Below are 23015 nucleotides of genomic sequence, written 5' to 3' on the forward strand. Positions count from 1 at the left end.
TGCGGGTTTCCTGGCATGGCCGTTGCCGGAATGCTCATCCGGGGGGCTTGGTCGGCTGGGCGGGCACGGGCAGCCCCAGTTCCGGCTGTTCCGGATCGCTGAGGTCGATCGATTGCAGCCGCCGGCCCTTGATTCGCGCTGGCAATTCCTGTTGGAGGTGGCCGAGCACCTCGAGACGCCGCCCCAGTTGGGCGTCGGCTGGCCCCAGCCGCACCTGGCCGAGGCTGGTGCTCTCCAGCCAGAGGCTGCCGCCGGGCTCAAAGCGGATCTGGCGTAGGTCGGCTCCGAGCCAGTCGCGCTGCTCCAGCACCTGGGCCAGGGCGGGGCGGTAGCGCGGCTGCCAGCCCACCACCGTCAAGCCTGCGCTGGCCTTGGCGGCAACGCCCTGCCCCTGGCGGTTGCTCATCCAGTGGCCAAATCGGTCGACAAAGCCCTGCTCGATGCCGCTGCTGGTGCGCCGCTGGGCCCGGGCCACTGCCTGGCGATCAACCAGTTCGATCCGCAGCCGCGGCGGCGCCATCAGCCGGCTCACCTGCACCTGCTCCACCGGCAGGGCGCCGGCTACGGCCTCGGCGATGCGTTTGGGCTGCAGGGCCAGCAGGGGTTGGGGAAAGCTGAGTTGGGCGGCCTGCACCACCTGGTCCGGCCCCACCTGCTCGCTGCCCACCACCTCCACCTGGCTGGGGCCGGTCAGCACCCAGCCCTGACGCAGCAGGCCGTAGCCCAGGCCGCCCGCCAGGCTCAGCAGCACCACCAGCCGCCAGAGATTGCGCAGCCGTTCGCGCTGCCGCTGCTGGCGCAGTTGGCGGCGGCGCTCCGACCCAGGGGGTGCGGGATTGGCCTTCACCACCGCAGGCTCACCCGTCGACCTGGAATGGGGCTCACAGTTCGCAGCGGGAGCGGGACATCAGCTCAGAGATCCAGCGCCGGGCCCGCTCCGCATCGGCGAAGGGCAGATCCTTCTGCTCGCTTCCGCCCACCAGCCGCAGCCGGCAGGCCCCCTGGCTTTCCTCGGTCAGCGGCGCCTCGCCCGAGCGCAGCGACAGCAGTTCGACCAGCTCGAGCTGCTTGATCACGAAGGAGCCCTCCTCCCTCAGTTGACCAGCCTCGAAGGTGCACCAGGTGAGCACCCCATCCACCAGCCGGGCGGCGCCACAGCTGTCGAGCTTGGCCAGCTCGGAGCCTTCGGCCCATTCCCGGAACAGCCGCTGCCGCCGCCGCTCCAGCCAGCCCAGGGCAGTGAGCAGTACAAACACCAGTAGCAGTGGAAGCCACAGCAGTCCGTGCGTCATGCCAAGGGGCCTCCCAATGGTGTTGCCTGGTGCCATTCTCGGGCCCCTTCCAGCAAGTCGCCCACTAATTGCGGCAAGGGCACACCACTGGCGGCCCAGAGCATCGGGTACATGCTCTGGCTGGTGAAGCCGGGCAGGGTGTTGATCTCGTTGAGCCACAGCGCGCCACTGGGCTCGTTGGGGTTGGCTTCATTGGCGCTGGTTTCGCAGTAGAAGAAATCCACGCGCGACAAACCCATCGCTCCCACCGCCTCACAGGCCTGGATGGCCATGGCCCGGGCGCGCGCGGCGATCGGCTCGGGCACCACGGCGGGGATCACGGTGTGGCTTTTGCCCTCGCTGTATTTGGTGTCGTAGTCGTACCAGTCGGCGTCGAAGCAGATTTCGCCCAGCACCGAGGCCTGCAGGGCCTGGTGGCCACCGCCCCGCACGGCGCACTCCAGCTCCCGGGCCGTGACGCCCTGCTCCACCACCAGGCGCGGATCGAGGGCGGCGGCGATGCGCAGGCCGGCCAGCAGGCTGGCCCGGTCGGTGGCCTTGCTGATGCCCACCGAGGAGCCCAGGTTGGCGGGCTTCACAAAGCAGGGATAGCCGAGCTTGGCTTCGAGTTGCTCCACCAGGGCGCCTGGATCCTGGGCCACCTGGCTGGCACTGACGCAGGCGTAGGGCACCTGGGGCAGCCCGGCGGCGGCAAAGGCGGCTTTCATCGCCTGCTTGTCCATGCCCACGGCCGAGCCGAGCACCCCTGAGCCCACGTAGGGCACCTGCATCAACGTGAACAGGCCCTGGATCGTGCCGTCTTCGCCATTGGGGCCGTGCAGCACCGGCAGCCACACCGCCACCTCCAGGGCGCCGGCGGGAAAACTGCGGAATCCAGGCTCCGGCAGGGGTTGGGGCAGCTGGTCGGGGCGTGCGGGCGTGCCCTGGGCCAGCACGGCCTCGGCCACATCAGGGCCCCACCAGCGGCCTTCGGGGTCGATGTAGAAGCAGCGCAGGACGTAGCGCGCGGCGTTGTCGGGATGGCGCACGGCGGCGGCCACGGTGGCCGCTGAGCGGATCGAAACGGCGTGTTCGCCGGAAGCCCCCCCAAAGATCAGGCCAACGGCAAGGGGGGTGGGTGTCATGCCGTGCGCAGGGTGAGCCAGGGGCCCAAAACTCAGGCCAGTTTGCCGCTGAGGGAGAAGGCCCGCACGTCTTCGATTTGCACCGTCACCAGCTCGCCGGGGGCGATGGTGCGGCCATCGGAGCGCTGGGCCGGGAAGAAGGTGAGTCGGTTGGTGCGGGTGCGGCCCATCATCTGCTCGGGATTCTTGGGGTTGGTGCCCTCCACCAGGATCTGCTCGCGGCGGCCGGCGTAGCGGGCGCTGCGTTCCCGGGCGGTGCGCTCCACCAGGGCATTGAGCTCCTGCAGCCGCTCCACCTTCACCGCCTCGCTGAGCTGGTTGGGCCAGTCGGCGGCGGGGGTGTTGGGCCGCGGCGAGTAGGCGGCGGTGTTCACCGCATCGAAGCCGATCTCCTCGATCAGATCCAGGGTGCGGCGGTATTGGGCGTCGGTTTCGCCCGGGAAGGCCACGATCACATCGGCGCTGATCGCGGCATCGGGCATGCGCTCGCGGATGCGCTCGACGATGCGGCGGTAGCGATCCACCGTGTAACCACGGGCCATGGCTTTGAGCACGTCGTCATCACCGCTCTGGAAGGGCACGTGGAAGTGCTCGCACAGCTTGGGCAGGGCGGCGCAGGCGTCGATCAGCCGCTCGGTGAAGTAGCGCGGATGGCTCGTGGCGAAGCGGATCCGCTCGATCCCGGCCACGTCGTGCACGTGGTGGAGCAGGTCGGTGAGGGTGTGGGCGCGGCGACCTTCGGCTGTGATGCCGGGCAGGTCGCGGCCGTAGGCATCGATGTTCTGGCCCAGAAGGGTGATTTCCTTGAAGCCGCGTGCGGCCAGCCCCTCCATCTCCAGCTTGATGGCCTCAGGTAGGCGCGATTGCTCCTGGCCCCGCACCGACGGCACCACGCAATAGGTGCAGCGTTCGTTGCAGCCGTAGATCACATTCACCCAGCCGCAGATGGTGCTGTCGCGGCGGGCGGTGGTGATGTCTTCGAGGATGTGGTGCTCGCCTGTGGCCACCACCTGCTGGCCCTGCTCCACCTGGGCCAGCAGCACATCGAGTCGGTTGGCGTGCTGGGGCCCCATCACCAGATCCAGCTCGGGAACGCGCCGCAGCAGCGATTCGCCCTCCTGCTGGGCCACGCAGCCGGCCACCACCAGGGTGAGATTGGGGTTGGTGCGCTTGCGCTGGGCCTGGCGCCCCAGATAGCTGTACACCTTCTGCTCCGCGTTGTCGCGGATCGTGCAGGTGTTGTAGAGCACCAGATCGGCGCTGTGTTCGTCGTCGCCGGCCCGGTAGCCCATGGCTTCGAGGATCCCGGCCATGCGCTCGGAATCCGCCTTGTTCATCTGGCAGCCGAAGGTGGTGATCCAGTAGCTGCCGCGGGTGCTGAGCGTGGAGGCCGTCATCCCACCAGTTTCGGCCATCGGGTTCCGCACCTGGGTTGCTGGTGGCAGGTCGTGGGCAAGGGCTGGGGAATGGCGCTGGCTGGTGTTCCGAAATCTGTACGGGTTGTACGGATTTCAGGAGGCATGTCAGACGCGTGCCGTCCCGGTTGTGCCAGCTTGATGGCAGCGCCCCATCCCCATGCGCCTGAGCCTGCGCCGGTTTCCGCTCACCAAGGCTGTGCCCCTGGCCATCAGCCGCGGCACCACGGCGGCTGTGGAGCACCTGCTGGTGAGCCTCGAGCACGACGGGCTCACGGGCATCGGTGAGACCGGCGGCTTCGACACCGGCCATCGCCACTACGCCACCGACGCCGTGGCGGCGGAGCTCGAAGCCCTGGCCCCCCAGCTGGCGGGCCAGGCGCCGGAGCCCCTCCAGGCCCTGGAACCGCTGCTGGCTGGCCTCAGCCCGCCGGCGCGCTGCGGCCTCGATCTGGCCCTGCACGACTGGTGGGGCCAACGGCTGGGGCAACCGCTGTGGCGGCTCTGGGGCCTGGATCCGGGAGCCCGTGTCGCCACCAGCGTGACCCTCGGCTTAGGCCCCCCCGAGGCTGTGCTGGCGCGGCTCGAGCGCTGGTGGCTGCAGCTGCCCGCCACCCGCATCAAGCTCAAGCTCGGCAGTCCCGAGGGGGTGGCCCACGACCTGGTGCTGCTGGAGGCCGTGGCTGCGGCCCTCGAGCAGCGGCGCCAGAGCACCGGCGTGGCCTGCGAGCTGCAGGTGGATGCCAACGGTGGTTGGGATCTGGGCACGGCCCGGGCCATGCTCGAGCCCCTCGAGCGGGCTGGGGTGGTGCTGCTGGAGCAGCCCCTGGCACCGCTGCTGGATGCGGAGCTCGATACGGCCGGCTTCGAGGCCCTGGAGCTCGACTGTCCGATGCCCTTGGTGGCGGATGAGAGCTGTTGGGACCTGGCCGATCTGGTGCGGCTGGCCCCCTACGTGGACGGCATCAACATCAAGTTGCTCAAAAGTGGAGGCCTCTCCGAGGCTTTGCTGATGGCCCAGGCGGCCCGGCGGCTGGGGCTTGGGGTGATGGTCGGCTGCTACTCCGACGCCGCCCTGCTCAATGGCGCCGCCGCCCAGCTGCTGCCCCTGGTGACCTGGCCCGATCTCGACAGCCACCTCAACCTGGTGGACGACCCGTTTACGGGATTGGCCCTGACGGGCGACGTGCTGGTGCCGCCACCCGGCCCCGGCCTGGGGATTGGGCTGAGAGGCGATCAGGCATGTTGAGCGCCAGCGCCCCGGTCGTGTTGCTGCAGCACGGCGGCCTCGACGACCTCTCCGGCAAGACCGGCCTGGCGATGCTGCGCTACCGCTCCGGCCCAATCGTGGCGGTGATCGATCCGGCCTTCGCCGGCGCTGATCTGCGGGACCTGACCGGCATCGACCGTGCCGTGCCGGTGGTGGCCGACATGGCGGCTGCCCTGGCCTACGGGCCCGAGGTGGCGGTGGTGGGGTTGGCTCCCTCCGGTGGCCGCTTGCCCGCAGCGATGCGCGCCGATCTGCTGGCCGGACTCCAGGCCGGGTTGCACCTGGCCAGCGGCCTGCACAGCCGGTTGGGGGATGATCCGGCGTTGGCGGCGGCCTGCACCCGCCCCGGCCAGTGGATCTGGGACCTGCGTCAGGAGCCCGAGGCGCTGGAGGTGGCCACGGCGCGGGCGGCGGCTCTGCCCTGCCGGCGGGTGCTGGCGGTGGGATCGGACATGGCCGTGGGCAAGATGAGCGCCTGCCTGGAGTTGCAGGCCGAGGCCCGGCGCCAGGGCCTCGATGCCCGCTTTGTGGGCACCGGCCAGGCGGGGATCCTGATCGCCGGCAGCGGTGTGGCGCTGGACGCGGTGCGGGTGGATTACGCCGCCGGTGCCGTGGAGGCGGCGGTGCTGGCCGCCGCTGTGGGGGCTGGGCCTGAGGCCCTGGTGCTGGTGGAGGGGCAGGGGTCGCTCTGCCATCCGGGCTCTACCGCCACCCTGCCGCTGCTGCGCGGCAGCCAGCCCACCGACTTGCTGCTGGTGCACCGCGCCGGTCAGCGCTTCGTGCGCACCCGGCCCGGGGCGGCGCCGGTGGCGATTCCACCGCTGCCGGAGCTGATCGCGGCGCTGGAGGCCCTGGCGGCCTTGGGCCGCCCCGATGGCCTACGCCCCCGGGTGCGGGCCGTGGCGCTCAACACCGCCCGGCTCAGCACCGCGGAAGCCGACGCTGCTCTCCTGGCCACGGCCGCAGAGACGGGTTTGCCCTGCGTTGATCCGGTGCGGCAGGGGGCGGATCTGCTGCTGCAGGCCCTGTTGCAGCAGGACGCTTTGCTGCAGGGCTGCATAAAAAAGCCGCCTCCACCAGAAGCGGAGACGGCTAGGACATCAAGGGCGAGCGAGGGGACTTGAACCCCCGAATGGCGGCGCCACAAGCCGCTGCCTTAACCACTTGGCGACGCCCGCCGTGATTGCGAACAATGTACCAAGCCACCGACAGGGATTGGTGCCAACGTGGGAGCCCTCGAATGACGTCCCGTTTGCCCGGCCGTTCCGATCACTTCGCCGGTCCACCCTGGGCATTCGGCCTGATGCTGGCGGCCCTGGCCGGGGCCGGGTTGGCCATCACCAATCCCTCCGCCGCCGATTTCCAGGCCTATGCCGCCGAGCGGTTGGTGGATGAAATCAGCGAGGAAGTTTGCGCTGAGGGCGGTCTACCGGTGCTGATGCGGCTGGCGATTCAGAACTGTCAGGAGTTGGTGCTGGACCAACGGGCGCCGTTGGCGGCGCTGGTGGCAGGCCACACCCGCCGCCACAATCTCGGGGTGCTGAGCCTGAATCGCAGTGACGTCGGCGGCCAAACGTTGCTGCGCTGGCGAGTGCCGCGCTTCCGCTCCACCGTGGTTGGGGTGGCGGGCCAGTTTGTGCTGATCGGTGCCGCGATTGACAGAGCTGGCACCGACAGCTCCAACTCCGACAGCTCCCAGGACGCACCGTGATCTCTCCTCTGGCGCTGCGCCTGCCCCGCGGCCTGCTGGATCCGCGTCTGGCCAGTGGCTTTGAGGCCGACGCCGATGGCCTGGTGGCGCTGCAGATCCGGATGGCCGGAGCGCTGGTTACGGCGATCGAGCCGCTGCGGGGCGGGGATCCGGCTGTGCTGGCCGCCCTGCCTTTGGCGCTCACGCCCCTGGTGGAGCCCCACGCCCACCTTGACAAGGCCTTCACGGCCGCCGCCTTCCCCAACCGGGAAGGCACCATGGCCGCCGCCCTGGAGGCCAACCAGCGCGAGTACGGCGCGCGCACCGGCGAGCAGGTGGCGGCGCGGGCCGAGCTGGCCCTCGATCGGGCCTGGCGCAACGGGGTGCGGGCCATCCGCAGCCACATCGACAGCGTTGGGCCGGCGGCTCGCGCCAGCTGGGACGCCCTGCTGGAGGCCCGCGAGCGCTGGCGGGGGCGGGTTGAGCTGCAGCTGGTGGCCCTGGCGCCGCTGGCCCACTGGCTCAGTCCGGAAGGGGAAGCCCTCGCCCGTGCGGTGGCCGATGGTCAGGGGCTGTTGGGTGGGGTGATCGGGCCGCCCTACGGGCAGGGGCCGGCCCGCCGCGCCGCCGACCGGGAGGCCCTGCTGGCCCTGCTCGATCTGGCCGAGCGCTTTGGTTGCGGCGTCGATCTGCACGTGGATGAATCCGATGGCGACCCGGGGGTGGGCGTCGATCTGGTGGCCCGGGTGGCCCTGGAGCAGCGCCGTGCCGTGGCGATCACCTGCAGCCACGCCAGCAGCATGGGCCTGCTGCCAGTGCGGGCCTGCGACCAGCTGGCCGAGCGCCTGGCCGCGGCGGAGATCGCCGTGGTGGCGCTGCCCACCACCAATTTCTGGCTGCTGGGCCGCAGGCCCGGCCGCACCCCCTCGCGCCGGCCGCTGGCGCCGATCCGCAGCCTGCAGCGGGCGGGGGTGCGGCTGGCCCTCGGCGGCGACAACGTGCAGGACCCCTGGTATCCCGGCGGCGATTTCGATCCGGTTGAGCTGCTGCGCTGGGCGGCGCCGCTCTGCCAGTTGATGCCGTGGCAGCGCCTCGGCCTGGCCCCCTTCAGCACCGCCGCCGCCGCCGTGCTGGGGCTGGCCTGGGATGGGGTGCTGCGCGTTGGGGGGCCTGCCGATCTGGTGCTGCTCGGTGCGGGCTCGTGGGGCGAGCTGCTGGCCAGGCCGCCCCAGCGGCGGGTGCTGCGCGCCGGCCAGTGGCTGCCACGCCCTGCGCAGGAGCAGCCCTCTCCCCTGCTGCTTCCATGGAATTGATCCCCTGCTCCCGGATCGCCGCCCTGGCGGCAGAGCTGCAGCGGCTCGATCCGGCGTTGGCGCTGCTGGGCCCGGAGGCGCCGGCAGAGCTGGAGCGCCTCTCCCGCGACTACTTCGACTACTCGCCGGTGCTGGTGCCGCAGCTGCAGGGCTGCCGCGCCCAGCTGGTGGCTGCGGCCATCACGGTGGAGCAGGTGCGGCTGGTGGCCGGTGCCTGTGCCCGCCACGGTGTGCCCCTGACGGGGCGGGGGGCCGGCACCGGCAACTACGGCCAGTGCGTGCCGCTTCAGGGCGGCCTGGTGCTGGATCTCACCGGCCTCCAGCGCCTGCGGCAGCTGGATGAGGCCACCGGGGTGATCGAGGTCGAGGCGGGCGCCCTGATGGGCGCGATTGAGCAGCAGCTAGCGCCCCGGGGCCGGGCCCTGCGGCTGGTGCCCAGCACGGTGCGCAGCGCCACCATCGGCGGCTTCATCGCCGGGGGCTCCGGCGGCATCGGCTCCCTGCGCTGGGGCTTCCTGCGGGATGCCGGCAACCTGCTGGGCCTGGAGGTGGTGACCCTGGAGCCCGAGCCGCGGCTGCTCCAGCTCGATGCCGCCGCCAGCGCCCCGCTCAACCATGCCTACGGCACCAACGGCATCCTCACGGCTCTGCGCCTGCCCACCACCGAAGCCGTGGCCTGGCAGCAGCTCGTGGTGGGGTTTGCGCAATGGGATCGGGCCCTGGCGGCGGCCCAGGCCCTGCCCGCCACGGCGCTGCAGCTCAACGCCATCACGCTGCTGGAGGCGCCGGTGGCCCAGCCGCTGCCCTGGCCGGCGGGCTGTCCGGCGCCGGAACCGCAGGAGCATCGCCTGCTGCTGCTGGCCGCCCCCGATGCCCTGACGGTGTTGCCCGATTGGCTGGCGGCCCGCGGCGGCACGCTGCGCTGGCAGGCCCCCCAGGGCCAGAGCCGGGGCCTGCCGCTGCGGGAGCTCAGCTGGAACCACACCACCCTGCACTGGCGCACCCAGCACAAGGGCTGGACCTACCTGCAGATGCTGCTACCCCAGCCGGAGGGGCCCTGTTTGGAGCGGCTGCGGACCGGGTGGGGCGACGATCTGCTCTGGCATCTGGAAGCGGTGAAGCAGCAGGGGGCGGCCCGGCTGGCGGCCTTGCCGCTGGTGCGCTGGCGGGGGGAGGAGGCCCTGCAGCGCTTGATGGCCGACTGCCGCGAGGCGGGGGCGGTGCTGTTCAACCCCCATGTGCTCACCGTCGAGGACGGCGGCCTGGGCGTGATCGATGCCGACCAGGTGGCCGCCAAGGCTGCCTACGACCCATTGGGGTTGCTCAACCCGGGCAAGCTGCGCGGCTGGCTCAGCAGCCCAGGCTGAGGCGGGTATCGACGCCGGTGATCGGGTTGGTGCCTTCGGCGTCGCGGCAGAGGGAGCGCTGGTCGACCCGATCGATCAGGGCGTCGCTGAAGTCGGCATCGGTGACGGTGGCGCCCCGGAAGCTGCTGCCCGAGGCAATGGCGCCGCTCAGCACGGCCCCGGTGAGGTCGGCGCCGGACAGATCAACCTTGTCCATCAGGGTGCCGCTTAGGTCGGCCCCGGCGAAATTGGCCTCCGGGAAGGCGGCTTGGGTGAGGATCGCGCCGTGCAGGTTGGCGCCGCTGAAGTTGGCGTGCCGTCCCGTGGCCCCGGCGAAGGAGGTGTTGGCCAGGTTCTGGCCGCTGAAATCCTGCTCGTTCTGGTTGGTGAGCGTGTAGTCCACCCCGGAAAACTCGGCGGCGGCCGGCTCCGGCAGCACCAGCCCGGGGGCCAGCCCCAGTGTCATCAGCACAGTCAGCAGTACCAGGCAGCTGCTCAGTCGGTGGCGCAGTCGGTGGCACAGTCGGCCGAGGGCCGTGGCCGCTTGGCCGACAGGATGGGTCATGGGGAGCCGGGGCCGCAGAGCGTCACTTTGGCTGGTGGTTGCCGCCCCTGCTGTGTGACCTGGAGCCAAGGCGGGCTGAAGGGGGCGACGTCGGGGCGCTCGCCGTTTTGGCGGGGCACTTGCCGTTTTAACGCTTGGCTTAGTTTTGGCTTAGCTAAGCGCCGAAATTGTGACCGCCCGTCTGGATCGGGGCCAGATTCAGGGCCCGGATCCGGGATTCCCCAGTCCATAAGCCCAACCCGCAACCCAGCTCACCCGCCCGGCTTTTCCTTGCTGTGCTGCTCCAGCAGGTGACCGATCAGGTAAAGCGAGCCGGCCACCACGGTCGGCCTGGCTGCGGCAACCCGGGCCTGGAGCAGGGCAGCCTCGAGTTCGGAGGCCGGCTGCAGCTGATCCACGAGGCTGGGGCAGGTGACGGCGAGGGCAGCATGGCTCCAGCTGGCGTGGCCGGGCACCGGCACGATCCAGGCGCGGTCGTGGGGGGCCAGCAGCGCTTCGAGGATGGCCGGCCCCTGCTTGTTGGCCAGCATGCCCAGCACCCAGTGGCGGGGGCCGGGGGCTAGGCCGTGGCGCTCGGGATGGGCGTCGAGTTCGCTGCGCAGGGCGAGGGCGGCGGGCAGGTTGTGGGCCCCATCGAGCAGCAGGGGCTGGCCGCGCCAGATCAGCTGTTGCAGCCGGCCGGGCCAGCGGGCGGCGGCGAAGCCCTGCCGGATGGCGGCCTCGCTGATCGGCCAGCCCCGCTCCGCCAGGGCCCGCAGCATCCCCAACGCCACGGCGCCGTTGCTCGCCTGCACGGCCCCCGGCAGCCCCAGGGGCCAGCGCTCCAGATCGAGTGGCTCCAGCCAGCGCAGCTCGGCCCCCACCGCCGCCGCCCGGGCGTTCAACACCGCGGCCACCTCGGGGCTCTGGGGGGCGCTGATGGCCACGGCGCCCGGCTGGAGCACGCCCGCTTTTTCGGCGGCAATGTGGGCTGGATCCGGCCCCAGAAACTCGGCGTGGTCGAGCCCCACCGAGGCAAAGCCGATCACGGGCCTGTGGGGATGGCAGGTGGTGGCATCGAGCCTGCCCCCCAGTCCCACCTCCAGCACCACCAGCTCCAGGTTTGCTTCCGCGAAGGCCAGAAAGGCCGCGGCGGTGACCAGCTCAAACGGCGTGAGCTGGTGGCGTTGGGCGACCGGCGTGGCGGTTTCCAGGTGCCGGCGCAGATCCGGCGCGGCGATCGGGGCGTCGCCCAGGCGGATGCGCTCGGTCCAGCTCACCAGGTGGGGCGAGGTGTAGAGGCCAGCGCGGATGCCAGCGGCCAGCAGCGCCTGGTGCACCAGGGTGCAGATCGAGCCCTTGCCGTTGGTGCCGGCCACCTGCACGGCGGCGAAGCGGCGCTCGGGATGGCCCAGCTCGGCTAGGGCGGCCTGCAGGCGATCGAGCCCCAGGTCGACGCCGCGGCGGCTGAAGGGCTCGATCAGGTCGGCGAAGGGGTCGGGCTCAGCGGCCAAGGCTGTTTCAGCAACCAAGGCTGGTGAGGGCCCGCTCGAGGCGATCCACCGCCAGGCGCAGGTGGCGGGGCTGGATCACCAGCGGCGGCACGAAGCGCACCACCTGGGGCCCGGCGGGCACCAGCAGCAGGCCTTGCTCCATCGCAGCCTTGACGATCTCGGGGGCGCTCGGAGCCTCGGGCCGCAGCACCAGGCCCTGCAGCAGCCCCCAGCCGCGCACCCCCTCCAGCAGGGTGGGATGGCGGCTCACCAGCTCGGCCAGCAGCTCCTGCAGCAGTTCCCCCATCCGCTGCACGTGGCTGAGCAGCTTGCGGCGCTCGAGTTCGGCCAGCACCGTGAGGCCGGCCCGGCAGGCGAAGGGGTTGCCGCCGAAGGTGCTGGCGTGCTCGCCGGGGCGGAAGTGATCCACCTTCGCCTTCACCGCCAGGGCGCCGATCGGGATGCCGCCGCCCAGTCCCTTGGCCAGGGTGATCGCATCGGGCTCCACGCCCAGCTGCTCGTAGCCCCAGAGCTGGCCGCTGCGGCCGACGCCGATCTGCACCTCGTCGAAGATCAGCAGGATGTTGTGGGCGTCGCAGAGCTCGCGCACCCGCTGGAAGAAGGCGCGGTTGCCCGGGTGCACGCCCCCCTCGCCCTGGATCGGCTCCAGCAGCACGGCCGCCACCCGCGGCCCCTGCGCCTCGCAGCTGGCCAGCAGGGCTTCAAAGGCGGCGGTGTCGTTGTAGGGGAAGTAGCGGAAGCCTTGCACCATCGGCTCAAAGCCCTGGTGGTATTTGGGTTGGCCCGTGGCGGTGACGGCCGCCAGGGTGCGGCCGTGGAAGCTGGCCTGGGCGGTGAGGATCAGGGGGCCGTGCTCGCCGCCGGAAATGCCGCCCGCGGTGTTGATGCCACGCACGCTGTTGCCATGCTTGCGCGCCAATTTGATGGCGGCCTCGTTGGCTTCAGCTCCGGAGTTGCAGAAGAACACCCGATCCAGGCAGCTGCGGGCGGTGATCGCCGCCGCCAGCTCCTCCTGCTCAGGAATGCGATACAGGTTGGACACGTGCTGAAGCTTGCCCAGCTGCCGGCTCAGGGCCCGCTTCATCCGGCCGTCGCTGTGGCCGAGGGTGCAGACCGCGATGCCGGCCACGCAGTCGAGGTAGCGCTTGCCGCTGCTGTCCCACACCCACACCCCCCGACCCCGGGTGAGGCTGATCGGGAAGCGGGCATAGGTGTCCATCACTGCTGACGTGGACACCGGCGAGATGGGAGCGGTGGGACTCGAACCCACATGCCCGAAGGCGCTCGATTTTGAGTCGAGTCCGTCTACCAATTCCGGCACGCTCCCGCAGGTGAGAGCTTACGCGGCGATGCTGGTGCTGTTGGAGGCACCGCTGACACGCTGAATGCAGGCGCCAGCCGCGTTGAGTTTGGCTTCGAGGTTGGCGTAGCCGCGGTCGAGGAACTCCAGCCCCCGCACCGTGGTGATGCCTTCGGCGGCAAGGCCCGCCAGCACCATGGCGGCGGAGGCCCGCAGATCGGTGCCCTGCACCGGCGCACCGCTGAGCCGGGCCACTCCTTCAACGAAGGCGGTGTTGCCCTGCATGCGGATGGCGGCCCCCATGCGCTGCAGCTCCGCCACGTGCTGCAGGCGGTTTTCGAAGATGTTCTCGGTGATCACGCTGGTGCCCTGGGCCGTGGCCAGCAGGCTCATGAATGGCGCCTGCAGATCGGTGGGGAAGCCGGGGAAGGGTTGGGTGCGCAGGTCGACAGCATTGATGTGATCGGCCTTGAGGGTGAGGCCGATGCCGTCGTGCTCCAGGGTGCAGCCCGCCTCCTCCAGCTTGGTGAGCACGGCGCCGAGGTGGTCGGGGATCACGGGGGCGATCCGCAGGTGGGAGCGGGTGATGGCAGCGGCCAGCAGAAAGGTGCCGGCTTCGATGCGATCGGGGATCACGGCATAGTCGGCGCCGTGGAGACGCTCGACGCCCACGATCGTGATGGTGGGCGTGCCAGCGCCGCGCACCTTGGCGCCCATGGCGATCAGCAGCCCGGCCAGATCCACCACCTCCGGCTCCAGGGCGGCGTTGTCGATCACCGTCTCACCATCGGCGAGCACGGCGGCCATCATCAACGTCTCGGTCGCCCCGACGCTGGGGCAGTCCATGTGGATGCGGCCGCCGGTGAGGCGATGGCCACGACCCGGCACGACGGCGGTGACCACCCCGTGCTCAATCGTCACCTGGGCACCGAGGGCCTTCAGCCCCTTGACGTGCTCCACCACGGGCCGGGTGCCGATCTGGCAGCCACCGGGCAGAGGCACCTTGGCCATGCCCATCCGGGCCAGCAGCGGCCCGATGCAGAAGAAGCTGGCCCGCAGGCTGTTCACCAGCTCGTAGGGCGCAGTGGAATTGTTGATGGCGTCGCCATTGAGCTCCAGGCAGTCGCCCTGGCGCAACACCCGGCCCCCGAGGCTGCCGAGCATCTCGGCCATGGCGGAGATGTCGGTGAGCGGTGGCACGTTGCGCAGCCGGATCGTGTCGCGGCTGAGCAAACAGGCGGCCATCAGCACCAGGGCTGAGTTCTTGGCACCACTCACCTGCAGCTCCCCAGCCAGCTTGCGGCCACCGGAGATTTCCAGCTGGGGGCTGAAAACCGCCTGGGCCTGAAAGTTGGACTGGACAGCGATCAAACCCATGGAGCGACTGCCCAGCTCTTGCTGACGCATCTTGACAACAAACGATGAGACCGTCTAGACGGCCGCCGACCAAACTGGCTTGAACAGCCGGGGAGGACCCTCGATGGCGTATGTTTTCCCAGTCGCTGCGGCGGCAGCCACGCGGATGTGGCGGAATTGGTAGACGCGCTAGTTTCAGGTACTAGTGGCAGCAATGTCGTGGGAGTTCAAGTCTCCCCATCCGCACTTTTTTATGATTGTCCTCAAGATCACCAATGCCTCCGAGGTCATGGCCTCGAAGCTCGGCAAGTTTCTTGAGAATCTCACCCCGGATGCTCTCGATCAATCGACCATCGAGGACATTGTTCTGAAAAAGTTGGTTGAAAACCTCCAGGCCGAAGGTCTCAAGGGCGAGGTGGCCTCGGTGCGGGGTCTCGATCTGGAGGAGAAGGAGCTGGTGATGCACGACGGCATGCGCGTCCGTCGCCACCACACCTTCTGACGTGGTTCCCAGCCCTGGGCTGAGCCTCGCTGAGCCGATCACCAGCCGCCGCAATCCGCTCGTCAGGCGGTTGCGGCTCCTCCACGACCCCCGCGGTCGGCGTCAGGAGGGATTGCTGCTGCTGGAGGGCACCCACCTGCTTCAGGAGGTGCTGCGGTTGCAGCTCCAGCCGGTCGATCTGCTGGCCACGGCTGCCTGGCTGGCCGACCACGGCGCCCTGGTGGCGGTCCTGCCGCCCGGCTGCATCTGCCGCGAGGTGAGCCACGAGGTGCTGGAGGCGGTGGCCACCACCCAGCATCCCGATGGTGTTGTGTTGACCGTGGCTCCACCCGCGCCGGCGGCTGCGGCCCCAGCTCTCTTCGTGCTGGCCCTCGATGGCTTGCAGGATCCTGGCAACCTCGGCACGTTGATGCGCACCGCCCTGGCGGCTGGGGTGGAGAGCTTGTGGATGGCCGATGGGGCCGACCCTTTCCAGCCCAAGGTGCTGCGCGCCTCGGCCGGTGCAGCCCTGGCACTGCCGCTGTGGCGCGAGAGCCGGGCGGATCTGGCGGGGCGGTTGGCGGCGGCCGCGGCGGCGGGATCCCAGGTGGTGGTGGCCGTTCGGCCGGGGGCCGGGCCGGTGGCACCGCTGCCCTACTGGCAGCTCGACTGGACCCGCCCCACGGTGTTGTTGCTCGGCAGCGAGGGGGGCGGCGTGTCGCCCCAGCTGGAGGCGCTGGCCAACCAGCGGGTCACGATCCCCCACAGTGCCGTGGTGGAGTCGCTGAATGTGGCGGTGGCGGCGGCCCCCCTGCTGCTCGAGCGCTTGCGGCAGCGCGCCGGAGCCTGACGGGGGAGAATGCCTGTCAACAACTGCACGGCTGCCCGGTGAGCGACGCCCCCCTCCACGGATCGCGTTTTGATGGCTCGAGCTTCGATTACGACGTGATCGTTGTCGGTGCCGGGTATGGCGGCTTCGACGCGGCCAAGCACGCCGCGGAGCACGGGCTGAAGGTGGCGATCGTGGAATCGCGCGACATGGGCGGCACCTGCGTGAACCGCGGCTGCGTGCCCTCCAAGGCCCTGCTGGCGGCCAGCGGCCGGGTGCGGGAGCTGGCCGATGCCGAGCACCTGGCCGGCTTCGGGATCCATGCCGCCCCGGTGCGCTTCGAGCGCCAGAAGATCGCCGACCATGCCAACCAGCTGGTGGCCACGATCCGCACCAATCTCACCAAAACCCTCGAGCGCGCTGGCGCCACGATCCTGCGGGGCACGGGGCGCCTGGCCGGCCACCAGCAGGTGACCGTGCGTGAGAGCGGCAGCGGTGTGGAGCGCACCTACAGCGCTCGCGACGTGATCCTCGCCACCGGCTCGGAGCCGTTTGTGCCGCGCGGCATCGAAACCGATGGGCGCACCGTGTTCACCAGCGACGAGGCCGTGAGCCTGGAGTGGCTGCCCCGCTGGTTGGCGATCATCGGCAGCGGCTACATCGGCCTGGAATTTGCCGATGTGTACACGGCCCTGGGTTGTGAAGTGACGATGATCGAGGCCCTTGATCGGGTGATGCCCACCTTTGATCCGGATATCGCCAAGATCGCCGCTCGCCACCTGATCGACGGCCGCGACATCGACGCCCGCGCCGGGCTGCTGGCCCGCAAGGTGACGCCGGGCTGCCCGGTGAAAATCGAGTTGGCTGACATGGCCACCAAGGAGCTGGTGGAAACCCTGGAGGTGGATGCGGTGCTGGTGGCCACCGGTCGGGTGCCGAGCAGCGCCGCGCTCAACCTGGCGGCGGTGGGGGTGGAGACCGAGCGCGGTTTCATCCCCGTGGACGATCACATGCGGGTGCTGGTGGGCGGTGAGCCCGTGCCGCACCTGTGGGCCGTGGGTGATGTGACCGGCAAGATGATGCTGGCCCACACCGCCGCCGCCCAGGGCACCGTGGCGATCGACAACATCCTGGGTCACCCCCGCCCGATTGACTACCGCTCGATTCCGGCGGCCACCTTCACCCATCCGGAGATCAGCTCGGTGGGCCTGAGCGAGGCTGATGCCAAAGCGCTGGCGGCCAAGGACGGCTTCGAACTCGGGGTGGTGCGCAGCTACTTCAAGGCCAATTCCAAGGCCCTGGCCGAGCTAGAGAGCGATGGCCTGATGAAGCTGCTGTTCAACAAGGCCAGCGGTGAGGTGCTCGGTGCCCACATCTATGGCCTGCATGCGGCAGATCTGATCCAGGAGATCGCCAACGCCGTGGCGCGTCGCCAGAGCGTCACCCAGCTCGCCAATGAAGTGCACACCCACCCCACCCTCAGTGAGGTGGTGGAAGTGGCCTACAAGCAGGCTGCTGCTGCACTGGCTCCAGTCGCGGTGGGTGCCTGAGATGGAGTTCCGTCGCCGGCCCCCGAATCCCAAGGTGAAGGTGGCCTTCCTCGAATACGCCATCCCCCACGAGGAAGGCGAACCGCGCCACATTCTCGAGAAGATCGTTTGGGAGAAGGACCGCGAGGTGGCCGCTGCCCGCGAGCGGGTGCCCCTGGAGAAGCTCAAGCAGCAGGTGGCCGAGCTGCCAGCGCCCCGCGATTTTCTGGCGGCCCTGCGGGCCAGCTGCTGCAAGCCGGCGGTGATCGCCGAGGTGAAGAAGGCCAGCCCCAGCAAGGGCGTGATCCGCGAGGATTTTGATCCCGAAGCGATTGCCCGGGGCTATGCCGCCGGTGGCGCCAGCTGTTTGTCGGTGCTCACCGACAAGCAGTTTTTTCAAGGGGGCTTCGAGGTGCTGGTGCAGGTGCGCCAGGTGGTGGAACTGCCTCTGCTCTGCAAGGACTTCATCCTCAGCCCCTATCAGCTGTATCAGGCCCGGGCCGCCGGCGCTGATGCCGCCCTGCTGATTGCGGCGATCCTCACCGATGTGGACATGGCCTACCTGCTCAAGGTGGCCAAGGCCCTGGGGCTGGCGGTGCTGGTGGAAGTGCACGATGCCGACGAGCTGGAGCGGGTGCTGGCTCTCGATGGGGTGCAGCTGATCGGCATCAACAACCGCGATCTGGCCACCTTCCACACCGATCTGGCCACCACCGAGCAGCTCACCGCCACCTACGGCGAGCAGATCCGCGCCAAGGGCTGCCTGCTGGTGAGCGAGTCGGGGCTGGTCACGCGCGACGACCTCGATCGGGTGCAGAGCGCTGGCGCCGATGCGGTGCTGGTGGGCGAATCCCTGATGCGCCAGGCCGATGTGACGGCTGCCCTTGAGGCTCTGATCGGGGGGTGAGCCCCATGGCTGGCCATGCAGCACGCCATGAAAAAGCCCGGCTTTTGGGGCCGGGCTGAATCGGTTGATGGGCGTGGCGCGATGGCCGGCGCGATCAGACCTTGCGGGAGTAAAACTCCACCACCAGCAGTTCGTTGATCTCGAGGGCGACCCACTCGCGTTCGCACTTGCTGATCACCTTGGCCACCTGCTTGTTCTTGTCGAGCTCGAGGTGGGGCGGGATGTTGGCCAAACCTGGGAATTCCAGGTTGCCTTCAGCCAATTTCTTGCTCTGCTTGCGCTCGCGGATGGCGACGACGTCGCCGGCCTTGCACTGGAAGCTGGGGATGTCCACAACGCGGCCGTTCACGGTCACGTGGCCATGGTTCACCAGCTGGCGGGCGCCGGGCACGGTGGGGCCGAAACCCAGGCGGAAGCAAATGTTGTCGAGGCGGTTCTCGAGCAGTTTCAGCAGGTTGGTTCCGGTGGAACCCTCCTGGGCGCGCGCTTTCTTCACGTAGCGCACGAGCTGTCGCTCGGAGATGCCGTAGTTGAAGCGAAGCTTCTGCTTCTCTTCGAGGCGGATGGCGTATTCGGAGCGCTTGCGACGGGCTTGGCCGTGCTGACCGGGGGGATAAGACCGCTTGGCGGACTTACGGGTGAGACCGGGAAGGTCTCCCAAGCGCCGCGTAATCCTCAGGCGAGGGCCGCGGTAGCGAGACATGAAACGAGTTCGAAGGACGGAGGGAGCCGGGATGGCCCCATGACGCTGCGGCATCGAGCATGCTGGGAGAGTCCCGCAGGCCTGAGCTTTGCCGCGCCAACGGTCGATCTTATCGGTTGGGCCGCACCAGATCGGCTTGCAGCCCGAGCCGGGTCTCGCCTCGGTTGGTGCCGGCGCGGCTGGGCCGTTGGAGCGATGGCTGGCGATGCTGTTGCTGGCACTGATCGGCGTGTATCGCCAGTGGATCTCGCCGCTGCTGGGCCCCCGCTGCCGCTTCATCCCCAGCTGCAGCGCCTATGGCCTCGAGGCCATCAGCCGCCATGGCCCTTGGCGGGGCAGCTGGCTCACCCTGCGCCGGTTGCTGCGCTGCCACCCCTTCACCCCCTGCGGCTGCGATCCCGTTCCCGACTGATGCCCGCTCTGGTGTTGATGACCCGTCAGGGCTGCTGCCTTTGTGAGGGCCTGGCCGAGAAGTTGCGGGCCCTCGAGCCGCCCCTGGCGATCGAGCTGATCGATGTCGATGGCGATCCCGCTTTGCAGGCCCGCTTTGGCCTGGAGGTGCCGCTGTTGCTGCTGCGCTCGCCCGACGGGGAGCAGGTGCTGCCGCGGGTGCCACCTCGGCTGGCCGGCACCAGCCTGCGGGTTTGGTTGCAGAAGCACGGCTTTTCGGATCAGGACGCTTAGAAAGGCGCCATTCGCTGATCCGGTGCCATGACCCAGCTGCTCCATCCGGTGCTGCGGGAGGTGGGTTTGGAGCTGCCAGCGGGGGTGCCCAATCGGGAGGTGAGCGGCATCAGTTGCGATTCCCGCCGCGTGGGCCGGGGCACCCTGTTTGTGGGGCTGCCGGGCACCAAGGTGGATGGGGGCTGTTTTTGGCCCCAGGCGCTGCAGGCGGGGGCGGCGGCGGCTGTGATCAGCGCAGCGGCGGCGGCGGCCCAGCCCCCAGGGCCCGACGACGCGGTGCTGATCGCCCCAGAGCCGTTGGCGCGCTGGGCCGGCTTGCTGGCAGCAGCGTTCTGGGCTCAGCCGAGTCGGCGCCTGGCCTTGATCGGAGTCACCGGCACCAACGGCAAAACCACCACCACCCACCTGATCGAGCATCTGTCCGCCCATGCCGGCCGGCCGGCGGCCCTGTTCGGCACCCTGGTGAACCGCTGGCCCGGTCAAAGCGTGACCGCTCAGCACACCACCGCCTTTGCCGATCTGCTGCAGGCCCAGCTGGCCCAGGCGGTGGAGGCCGGTGCCCAGATCGGGGCGATGGAGGTGAGTTCCCACGCCCTCGACCAGCAGCGGGTGGCGGGCTGCCGCTTCGCCGGGGCGGTGTTCACCAACCTCACCCAGGACCACCTCGACTACCACCCCTCGATGCAGGCCTACTTCGAGGCCAAGGCGCAGCTGTTTGCCGAGCCGCTGCTGGCGGGCGGGGCGGTGGTGAATGGCGATGATCCCTGGGGCGTCCAGCTGGCCCAGCGCCTGCGCGGCCGGCTGGGCGAGCGTTGCTGGCGCAGTTCCCTGCAAGACAGTGGCGCCGAGCTCACGATTCGGGATCTGGAGCTGGGGGCCGATGGCGTTCGCGGGCTGCTGGTGAGCCCGGCCGGTGAAGGGGCCTTTCACTCGCCCCTGGTGGGCCGCTTCAACCTGATGAACCTGTTGCAGGCCGTAGGGGTGTTACTCCAGCAGCAGCTGCCGCTGGAGTTGCTGCTCCAGGGCCTGGCCAGCTTCCGCGGCGTGCCCGGTCGCATGGAGCGGGTGGTGGTGGGTGATGGCGATGGCTCCCCGGCGGTGCTGGTGGATTACGCCCACACCCCCGATGGCCTGGAAAATGCCCTAGCGGCCTGCCGCCCCTTCACCCGCGGCCGGTTGATCTGCGTGTTTGGCTGCGGCGGCGACCGCGACCGCAGCAAGCGCCCCCAGATGGGCGCGATCGCGGCGCGGCTGGCCGATCAGGTGGTGGTTACCTCCGACAACCCCCGCACCGAAGACCCCGCGCAGATCCTGGCCGATGTGGTGGCCGGCATTCCTGCCGGCAGCCCCCACGACGTGGAAGGGGATCGGGCCACCGCGATCGCGGTCGCCATCGCAGGCGCCACAGCGGGAGACCTGGTGCTCATCGCCGGCAAGGGCCACGAGGACTACCAGATCCTCGGCACCACCAAGGTGCACTTTGACGACCGGGAGGAGGCCGAAAAGGCCCTACGGGCGCAGTTGCACAGCTAGCTCTGCACCCCCTCCAGCTGATCCTTAACTGAACCAGCCAACGCTGGCCACGATCAAGAAGCCGGACACCGCACTCACCTGCACGATCAGATCGAGGCGATTCACCGTTTTGGTGATAGTTTCGCGGTCGTTGTCGCTGCTTCGGTTGTGGGCATTGGTGCCCACCAAAAACAGCAGGAAGATGGTAAAGCAAACGATGTAGCAGTAGGTGTAGATCTCGTCGAGATAGGTGAGGTAGGGGGCTGGCGGGAAATTGGTCTTGTAGCTGTCATGCATCACCACCAGGGTCAGCAACGCAGCAGATGGGATCGCTAATCGCACATCTCCGAGGTCGCCATCGATTGAGGGCGCCAGAATCACGATGCCCATCACAGCAAACAGTGGGAGCATCCACTTGAGGAACACGGTGAAGGGAGCGGGGGCATAGGTAAAAATCGCCGTGGCGCGGCTGTAGTCCACGGCGGGGAGTCCCTCGCCGCCCTGGGTGGAGAGGGGCTGATAAGTCCGCACCTTCTGACGGGTCCAGCCAGTGCTAACGAGGTTGAAACCGCTTACGGAGGTGAACTCGCCTGCGATGGGGGCCTGAGCCACAGGTGCGGGGATCAGGGCGATGCGGTTTCGCCCTTCCGAAAGGCCTGAAGGCTTCACCTCCAAGGCAATGTCCAGGTGCTGCTGATCAAAGGGGGCCAGCCGCTGGGCTACATCGTTGATGTAGAACCTCCCTGAGAACTTCACATATACGGAGTGGGGGGCGTCGGGTCTGAACTGCACATTTTCTGGCAGCACTTCGCTCACGCGATAGGAGCCAGGTTCGATTTCGTTGCTGAACTCCACTATTTCTGATGGCTCAATCTTCAGTCGCTCCAGCACGGCCTGCACGTCATCCCCCCAGTTCAGCCAATACCAGCCTTCGGCCAGGAAGCTCTGGTTGGCCAAGCTGAGGTCGTAGAGGTTTCTCACCTGGATGCCCACGGTCACCTCCAACCCCTCAGGCTTGGCATCTGGAGCCAGTTGAATGGTTTCGCTCCCGGCCTGCACGTTGGCCTGGGTGCTTGCTTGACTGGGCAGAGGGCCACTGGCGGGCAGCAGAACCGTTACCAAGCTGAGTAGGCCGCAGCACAGGGTCAGAACGATCCGCTTCAGGCTCGGTGAAAGCTTTTGGAACATGCCAGCAGGGCAATTGACTGCACTTTGCCAGAATTACTTCCGCCGTAGCCGCGCCGCCCAGCTTTTCGCTATTTTTATATAGTTGTGTGAACTGCTGTAAACTCTGTTCATCAATGCTTCGAAACGCCTGCTTTGGCTGGCTTCTTGACCGCAACCGATATACGTTGTCAGGATTGTTTCTCAAAACGACGTGGCGTCTTCCATCCCCATGGGTAAAAAGCTTCTGGCAGAAGCTTTTGGCACGTTTTGGTTGGTGTTGGGTGGTTGCGGCAGCGCCGCAATTGCGGCCAACTTCCCCTATCTCACCGGCGCCGACATCGCCCCCGGTAACCCCTTTGGCCTGGGCTTTCTGGGAGTGTCACTGGCCTTCGGCCTCACGGTGGTGACCATGGCCTACGCGATTGGTCACATCTCCGGTTGCCATCTCAATCCCGCCGTGAGCTTCGGCCTTTGGGCCAGCGGCCGCATGAAGGGATCTGAGCTGCTTCCCTACATCGTGGCCCAGGTGATCGGTGGCGTGCTGGCCGGTGGTTTCATCAAGCTGGTGGTGGCTGGAGGCCCTGCGTTTGATTTGGTGATGGCGGGCAGCAACCCCAACCCGCTGGCCACCAATGGTTGGGGTGCTCACTCTCCTGGTGGCTATGGCTTCTGGGCGGCCCTCATCGTGGAACTGGTGCTCACCTTCTTCTTCCTGCTGGTGATCATTGGCGCCACCGATCGCCTCGCTCCTGCTGGGTTTGCCGGCGTGGCCATCGGCCTCACCCTGGCCCTGATCCACATGATCAGCATCCCTGTCACCAACACTTCAGTGAACCCCGCCCGCAGCACCGGAGTGGCCCTGTGGGTTGGCGGTGAGGCGGTTGGTCAGCTGTGGCTGTTCTGGTTGGCCCCGATTGTGGGCGCGCTTCTGGCCGGCTGGGTCTACCGCAACGTCTTCAGCGAGGAGGTTTCCTGAGCCGTGGGCTCCACCCGTCAAAGTGGAGATCAAGGCAAGATCAGAAGGGGCGTAAGCCCCTTT

At 68.8% G+C, this 23015-nt stretch carries 23 protein-coding genes and 3 tRNA genes; 14 read left to right on the forward strand and 12 right to left on the reverse strand.

What is annotated here, in order from left to right:
- Nucleotides 1–34: 34 nt before the first annotated feature.
- Genes KBY57_RS04655 through miaB form a run of 4 tightly spaced genes read right to left on the reverse strand, consistent with a single transcriptional unit; the run spans nucleotide 35 to nucleotide 3813 of the window.
- A complete protein-coding gene (locus tag KBY57_RS04655) occupies nucleotides 35–847 on the reverse strand; it encodes a cell division protein FtsQ/DivIB (RefSeq protein ID WP_254994716.1) in 813 nt (270 codons plus the stop codon).
- A 34-nt stretch (nucleotides 848–881) separates the two neighbouring features.
- Entirely contained in the window at nucleotides 882–1292 is a 411-nt protein-coding gene (locus KBY57_RS04660) for a hypothetical protein (RefSeq protein ID WP_254994717.1), read from the reverse strand.
- Nucleotides 1289–2416 (reverse strand): D-alanine--D-alanine ligase family protein, encoded by a 1128-nt coding sequence (locus tag KBY57_RS04665; RefSeq protein ID WP_254994719.1) that lies wholly within the window; start codon nucleotides 2414–2416, stop codon nucleotides 1289–1291. The genes KBY57_RS04660 and KBY57_RS04665 overlap by 4 nt, the downstream gene beginning before the upstream one ends.
- A gap of 32 nt (nucleotides 2417–2448) precedes the next feature.
- Nucleotides 2449–3813, reverse strand: coding sequence for a tRNA (N6-isopentenyl adenosine(37)-C2)-methylthiotransferase MiaB (miaB, locus tag KBY57_RS04670; protein WP_254994721.1), 1365 nt, complete (start codon nucleotides 3811–3813; stop codon nucleotides 2449–2451).
- Nucleotides 3814–3991: 178 nt separating this feature from the next.
- On the opposite strand from miaB, the gene KBY57_RS04675 reads away from it, so the two are divergent.
- Nucleotides 3992–5080, forward strand: a complete 1089-nt coding sequence (locus tag KBY57_RS04675) for a dipeptide epimerase (RefSeq protein WP_254994722.1) — start codon at nucleotides 3992–3994, stop codon at nucleotides 5078–5080.
- On the forward strand, nucleotides 5074–6225 hold the full coding sequence (locus KBY57_RS04680) for a DUF1611 domain-containing protein (protein WP_254994723.1): 1152 nt from the start codon (nucleotides 5074–5076) through the stop codon (nucleotides 6223–6225). Before KBY57_RS04675 ends, KBY57_RS04680 begins: the two co-directional genes overlap by 7 nt.
- Here KBY57_RS04680 and KBY57_RS04685 read toward each other — a convergent pair.
- A tRNA-His gene (locus KBY57_RS04685) sits at nucleotides 6207–6279 on the reverse strand. The genes KBY57_RS04680 and KBY57_RS04685 overlap by 19 nt on opposite strands.
- 62 nt (nucleotides 6280–6341) lie before the next feature.
- On the opposite strand from KBY57_RS04685, the gene KBY57_RS04690 reads away from it, so the two are divergent.
- The 3 genes from KBY57_RS04690 to KBY57_RS04700 are packed head-to-tail and all read left to right on the forward strand — an operon-like array spanning nucleotide 6342 to nucleotide 9471.
- On the forward strand, nucleotides 6342–6812 hold the full coding sequence (locus tag KBY57_RS04690) for a DUF4359 domain-containing protein (RefSeq protein ID WP_254994724.1): 471 nt from the start codon (nucleotides 6342–6344) through the stop codon (nucleotides 6810–6812).
- The gene (locus tag KBY57_RS04695) at nucleotides 6809–8104 is read left to right on the forward strand and encodes an amidohydrolase family protein (protein ID WP_254994726.1); all 1296 of its coding nucleotides are present in this window, start codon (nucleotides 6809–6811) and stop codon (nucleotides 8102–8104) included. The genes KBY57_RS04690 and KBY57_RS04695 overlap by 4 nt, the downstream gene beginning before the upstream one ends.
- A complete protein-coding gene (locus KBY57_RS04700) occupies nucleotides 8095–9471 on the forward strand; it encodes an FAD-binding oxidoreductase (protein WP_254994727.1) in 1377 nt (458 codons plus the stop codon). The genes KBY57_RS04695 and KBY57_RS04700 overlap by 10 nt, the downstream gene beginning before the upstream one ends.
- Here KBY57_RS04700 and KBY57_RS04705 read toward each other — a convergent pair.
- From KBY57_RS04705 to murA, 5 genes are all read right to left on the reverse strand, one after another.
- Nucleotides 9455–9916 (reverse strand): pentapeptide repeat-containing protein, encoded by a 462-nt coding sequence (locus KBY57_RS04705; protein ID WP_409996411.1) that lies wholly within the window; start codon nucleotides 9914–9916, stop codon nucleotides 9455–9457. The two genes, KBY57_RS04700 and KBY57_RS04705, sit on opposite strands and share 17 nt — an antisense overlap.
- A gap of 350 nt (nucleotides 9917–10266) precedes the next feature.
- Complete coding sequence (locus KBY57_RS04710; RefSeq protein ID WP_254994729.1) at nucleotides 10267–11508, reverse strand: bifunctional folylpolyglutamate synthase/dihydrofolate synthase; 1242 nt, start codon at nucleotides 11506–11508, stop codon at nucleotides 10267–10269.
- A gap of 7 nt (nucleotides 11509–11515) precedes the next feature.
- The gene (locus tag KBY57_RS04715) at nucleotides 11516–12745 is read right to left on the reverse strand and encodes an aspartate aminotransferase family protein (RefSeq protein ID WP_254994730.1); all 1230 of its coding nucleotides are present in this window, start codon (nucleotides 12743–12745) and stop codon (nucleotides 11516–11518) included.
- 8 nt (nucleotides 12746–12753) lie between these two features.
- Nucleotides 12754–12835 (reverse strand) — tRNA-Leu (locus KBY57_RS04720).
- 12 nt (nucleotides 12836–12847) lie between these two features.
- Nucleotides 12848–14185, reverse strand: coding sequence for a UDP-N-acetylglucosamine 1-carboxyvinyltransferase (gene murA, locus KBY57_RS04725; protein ID WP_254994732.1), 1338 nt, complete (start codon nucleotides 14183–14185; stop codon nucleotides 12848–12850).
- A 141-nt stretch (nucleotides 14186–14326) separates the two neighbouring features.
- Here murA and KBY57_RS04730 point away from each other — a divergent pair.
- The 5 genes from KBY57_RS04730 to trpC all read left to right on the forward strand — a co-directional run bounded on the left by KBY57_RS04730 (nucleotide 14327) and on the right by trpC (nucleotide 17910).
- A tRNA-Leu gene (locus tag KBY57_RS04730) sits at nucleotides 14327–14410 on the forward strand.
- Nucleotides 14411–14417: 7 nt separating this feature from the next.
- Nucleotides 14418–14666 (forward strand): hypothetical protein, encoded by a 249-nt coding sequence (locus tag KBY57_RS04735; RefSeq protein WP_254994733.1) that lies wholly within the window; start codon nucleotides 14418–14420, stop codon nucleotides 14664–14666.
- A gap of 1 nt (nucleotide 14667) precedes the next feature.
- Nucleotides 14668–15495: a TrmH family RNA methyltransferase gene (locus KBY57_RS04740; RefSeq protein WP_254994735.1), complete on the forward strand. Its 828-nt coding sequence runs from the start codon at nucleotides 14668–14670 to the stop codon at nucleotides 15493–15495.
- A 38-nt stretch (nucleotides 15496–15533) separates the two neighbouring features.
- Nucleotides 15534–17024: a dihydrolipoyl dehydrogenase gene (gene lpdA, locus KBY57_RS04745; RefSeq protein ID WP_254994736.1), complete on the forward strand. Its 1491-nt coding sequence runs from the start codon at nucleotides 15534–15536 to the stop codon at nucleotides 17022–17024.
- A 1-nt stretch (nucleotide 17025) separates the two neighbouring features.
- Nucleotides 17026–17910 carry an indole-3-glycerol phosphate synthase TrpC gene (trpC, locus tag KBY57_RS04750; RefSeq protein ID WP_254994738.1) on the forward strand — a complete coding sequence of 295 codons (885 nt, stop codon included), beginning with the start codon at nucleotides 17026–17028 and terminating at the stop codon, nucleotides 17908–17910.
- A 94-nt stretch (nucleotides 17911–18004) separates the two neighbouring features.
- Here trpC and rpsD read toward each other — a convergent pair whose 3' ends face one another.
- Nucleotides 18005–18613, reverse strand: coding sequence for a 30S ribosomal protein S4 (gene rpsD, locus KBY57_RS04755; RefSeq protein WP_094559687.1), 609 nt, complete (start codon nucleotides 18611–18613; stop codon nucleotides 18005–18007).
- Between the two features lie 205 nt (nucleotides 18614–18818).
- Between rpsD and yidD the strand changes: the two genes are divergently transcribed.
- From yidD to KBY57_RS04770, 3 genes are read left to right on the forward strand one after another with little or no spacing between them, the layout of a single operon-like run.
- On the forward strand, nucleotides 18819–19025 hold the full coding sequence (gene yidD, locus KBY57_RS04760; protein WP_094559821.1) for a membrane protein insertion efficiency factor YidD: 207 nt from the start codon (nucleotides 18819–18821) through the stop codon (nucleotides 19023–19025).
- Nucleotides 19025–19297: a glutaredoxin family protein gene (locus KBY57_RS04765; RefSeq protein WP_254994739.1), complete on the forward strand. Its 273-nt coding sequence runs from the start codon at nucleotides 19025–19027 to the stop codon at nucleotides 19295–19297. The genes yidD and KBY57_RS04765 overlap by 1 nt, the downstream gene beginning before the upstream one ends.
- 27 nt (nucleotides 19298–19324) lie before the next feature.
- A complete protein-coding gene (locus KBY57_RS04770) occupies nucleotides 19325–20830 on the forward strand; it encodes a UDP-N-acetylmuramoyl-L-alanyl-D-glutamate--2,6-diaminopimelate ligase (protein WP_254994740.1) in 1506 nt (501 codons plus the stop codon).
- A gap of 24 nt (nucleotides 20831–20854) precedes the next feature.
- On the opposite strand, the gene KBY57_RS04775 is transcribed toward KBY57_RS04770, so the two are convergent.
- On the reverse strand, nucleotides 20855–21808 hold the full coding sequence (locus KBY57_RS04775) for a hypothetical protein (RefSeq protein WP_254994742.1): 954 nt from the start codon (nucleotides 21806–21808) through the stop codon (nucleotides 20855–20857).
- 397 nt (nucleotides 21809–22205) lie between these two features.
- Here KBY57_RS04775 and aqpZ point away from each other — a divergent pair, with 397 nt between their 5' ends.
- Complete coding sequence (aqpZ, locus tag KBY57_RS04780; protein WP_254994867.1) at nucleotides 22206–22952, forward strand: aquaporin Z; 747 nt, start codon at nucleotides 22206–22208, stop codon at nucleotides 22950–22952.
- Nucleotides 22953–23015 lie beyond the last annotated feature (63 nt).

Origin of the sequence: Cyanobium sp. Aljojuca 7D2 (assembly GCF_024346415.1) — a bacterium.
GTDB lineage: Bacteria > Cyanobacteriota > Cyanobacteriia > PCC-6307 > Cyanobiaceae > Cyanobium_A.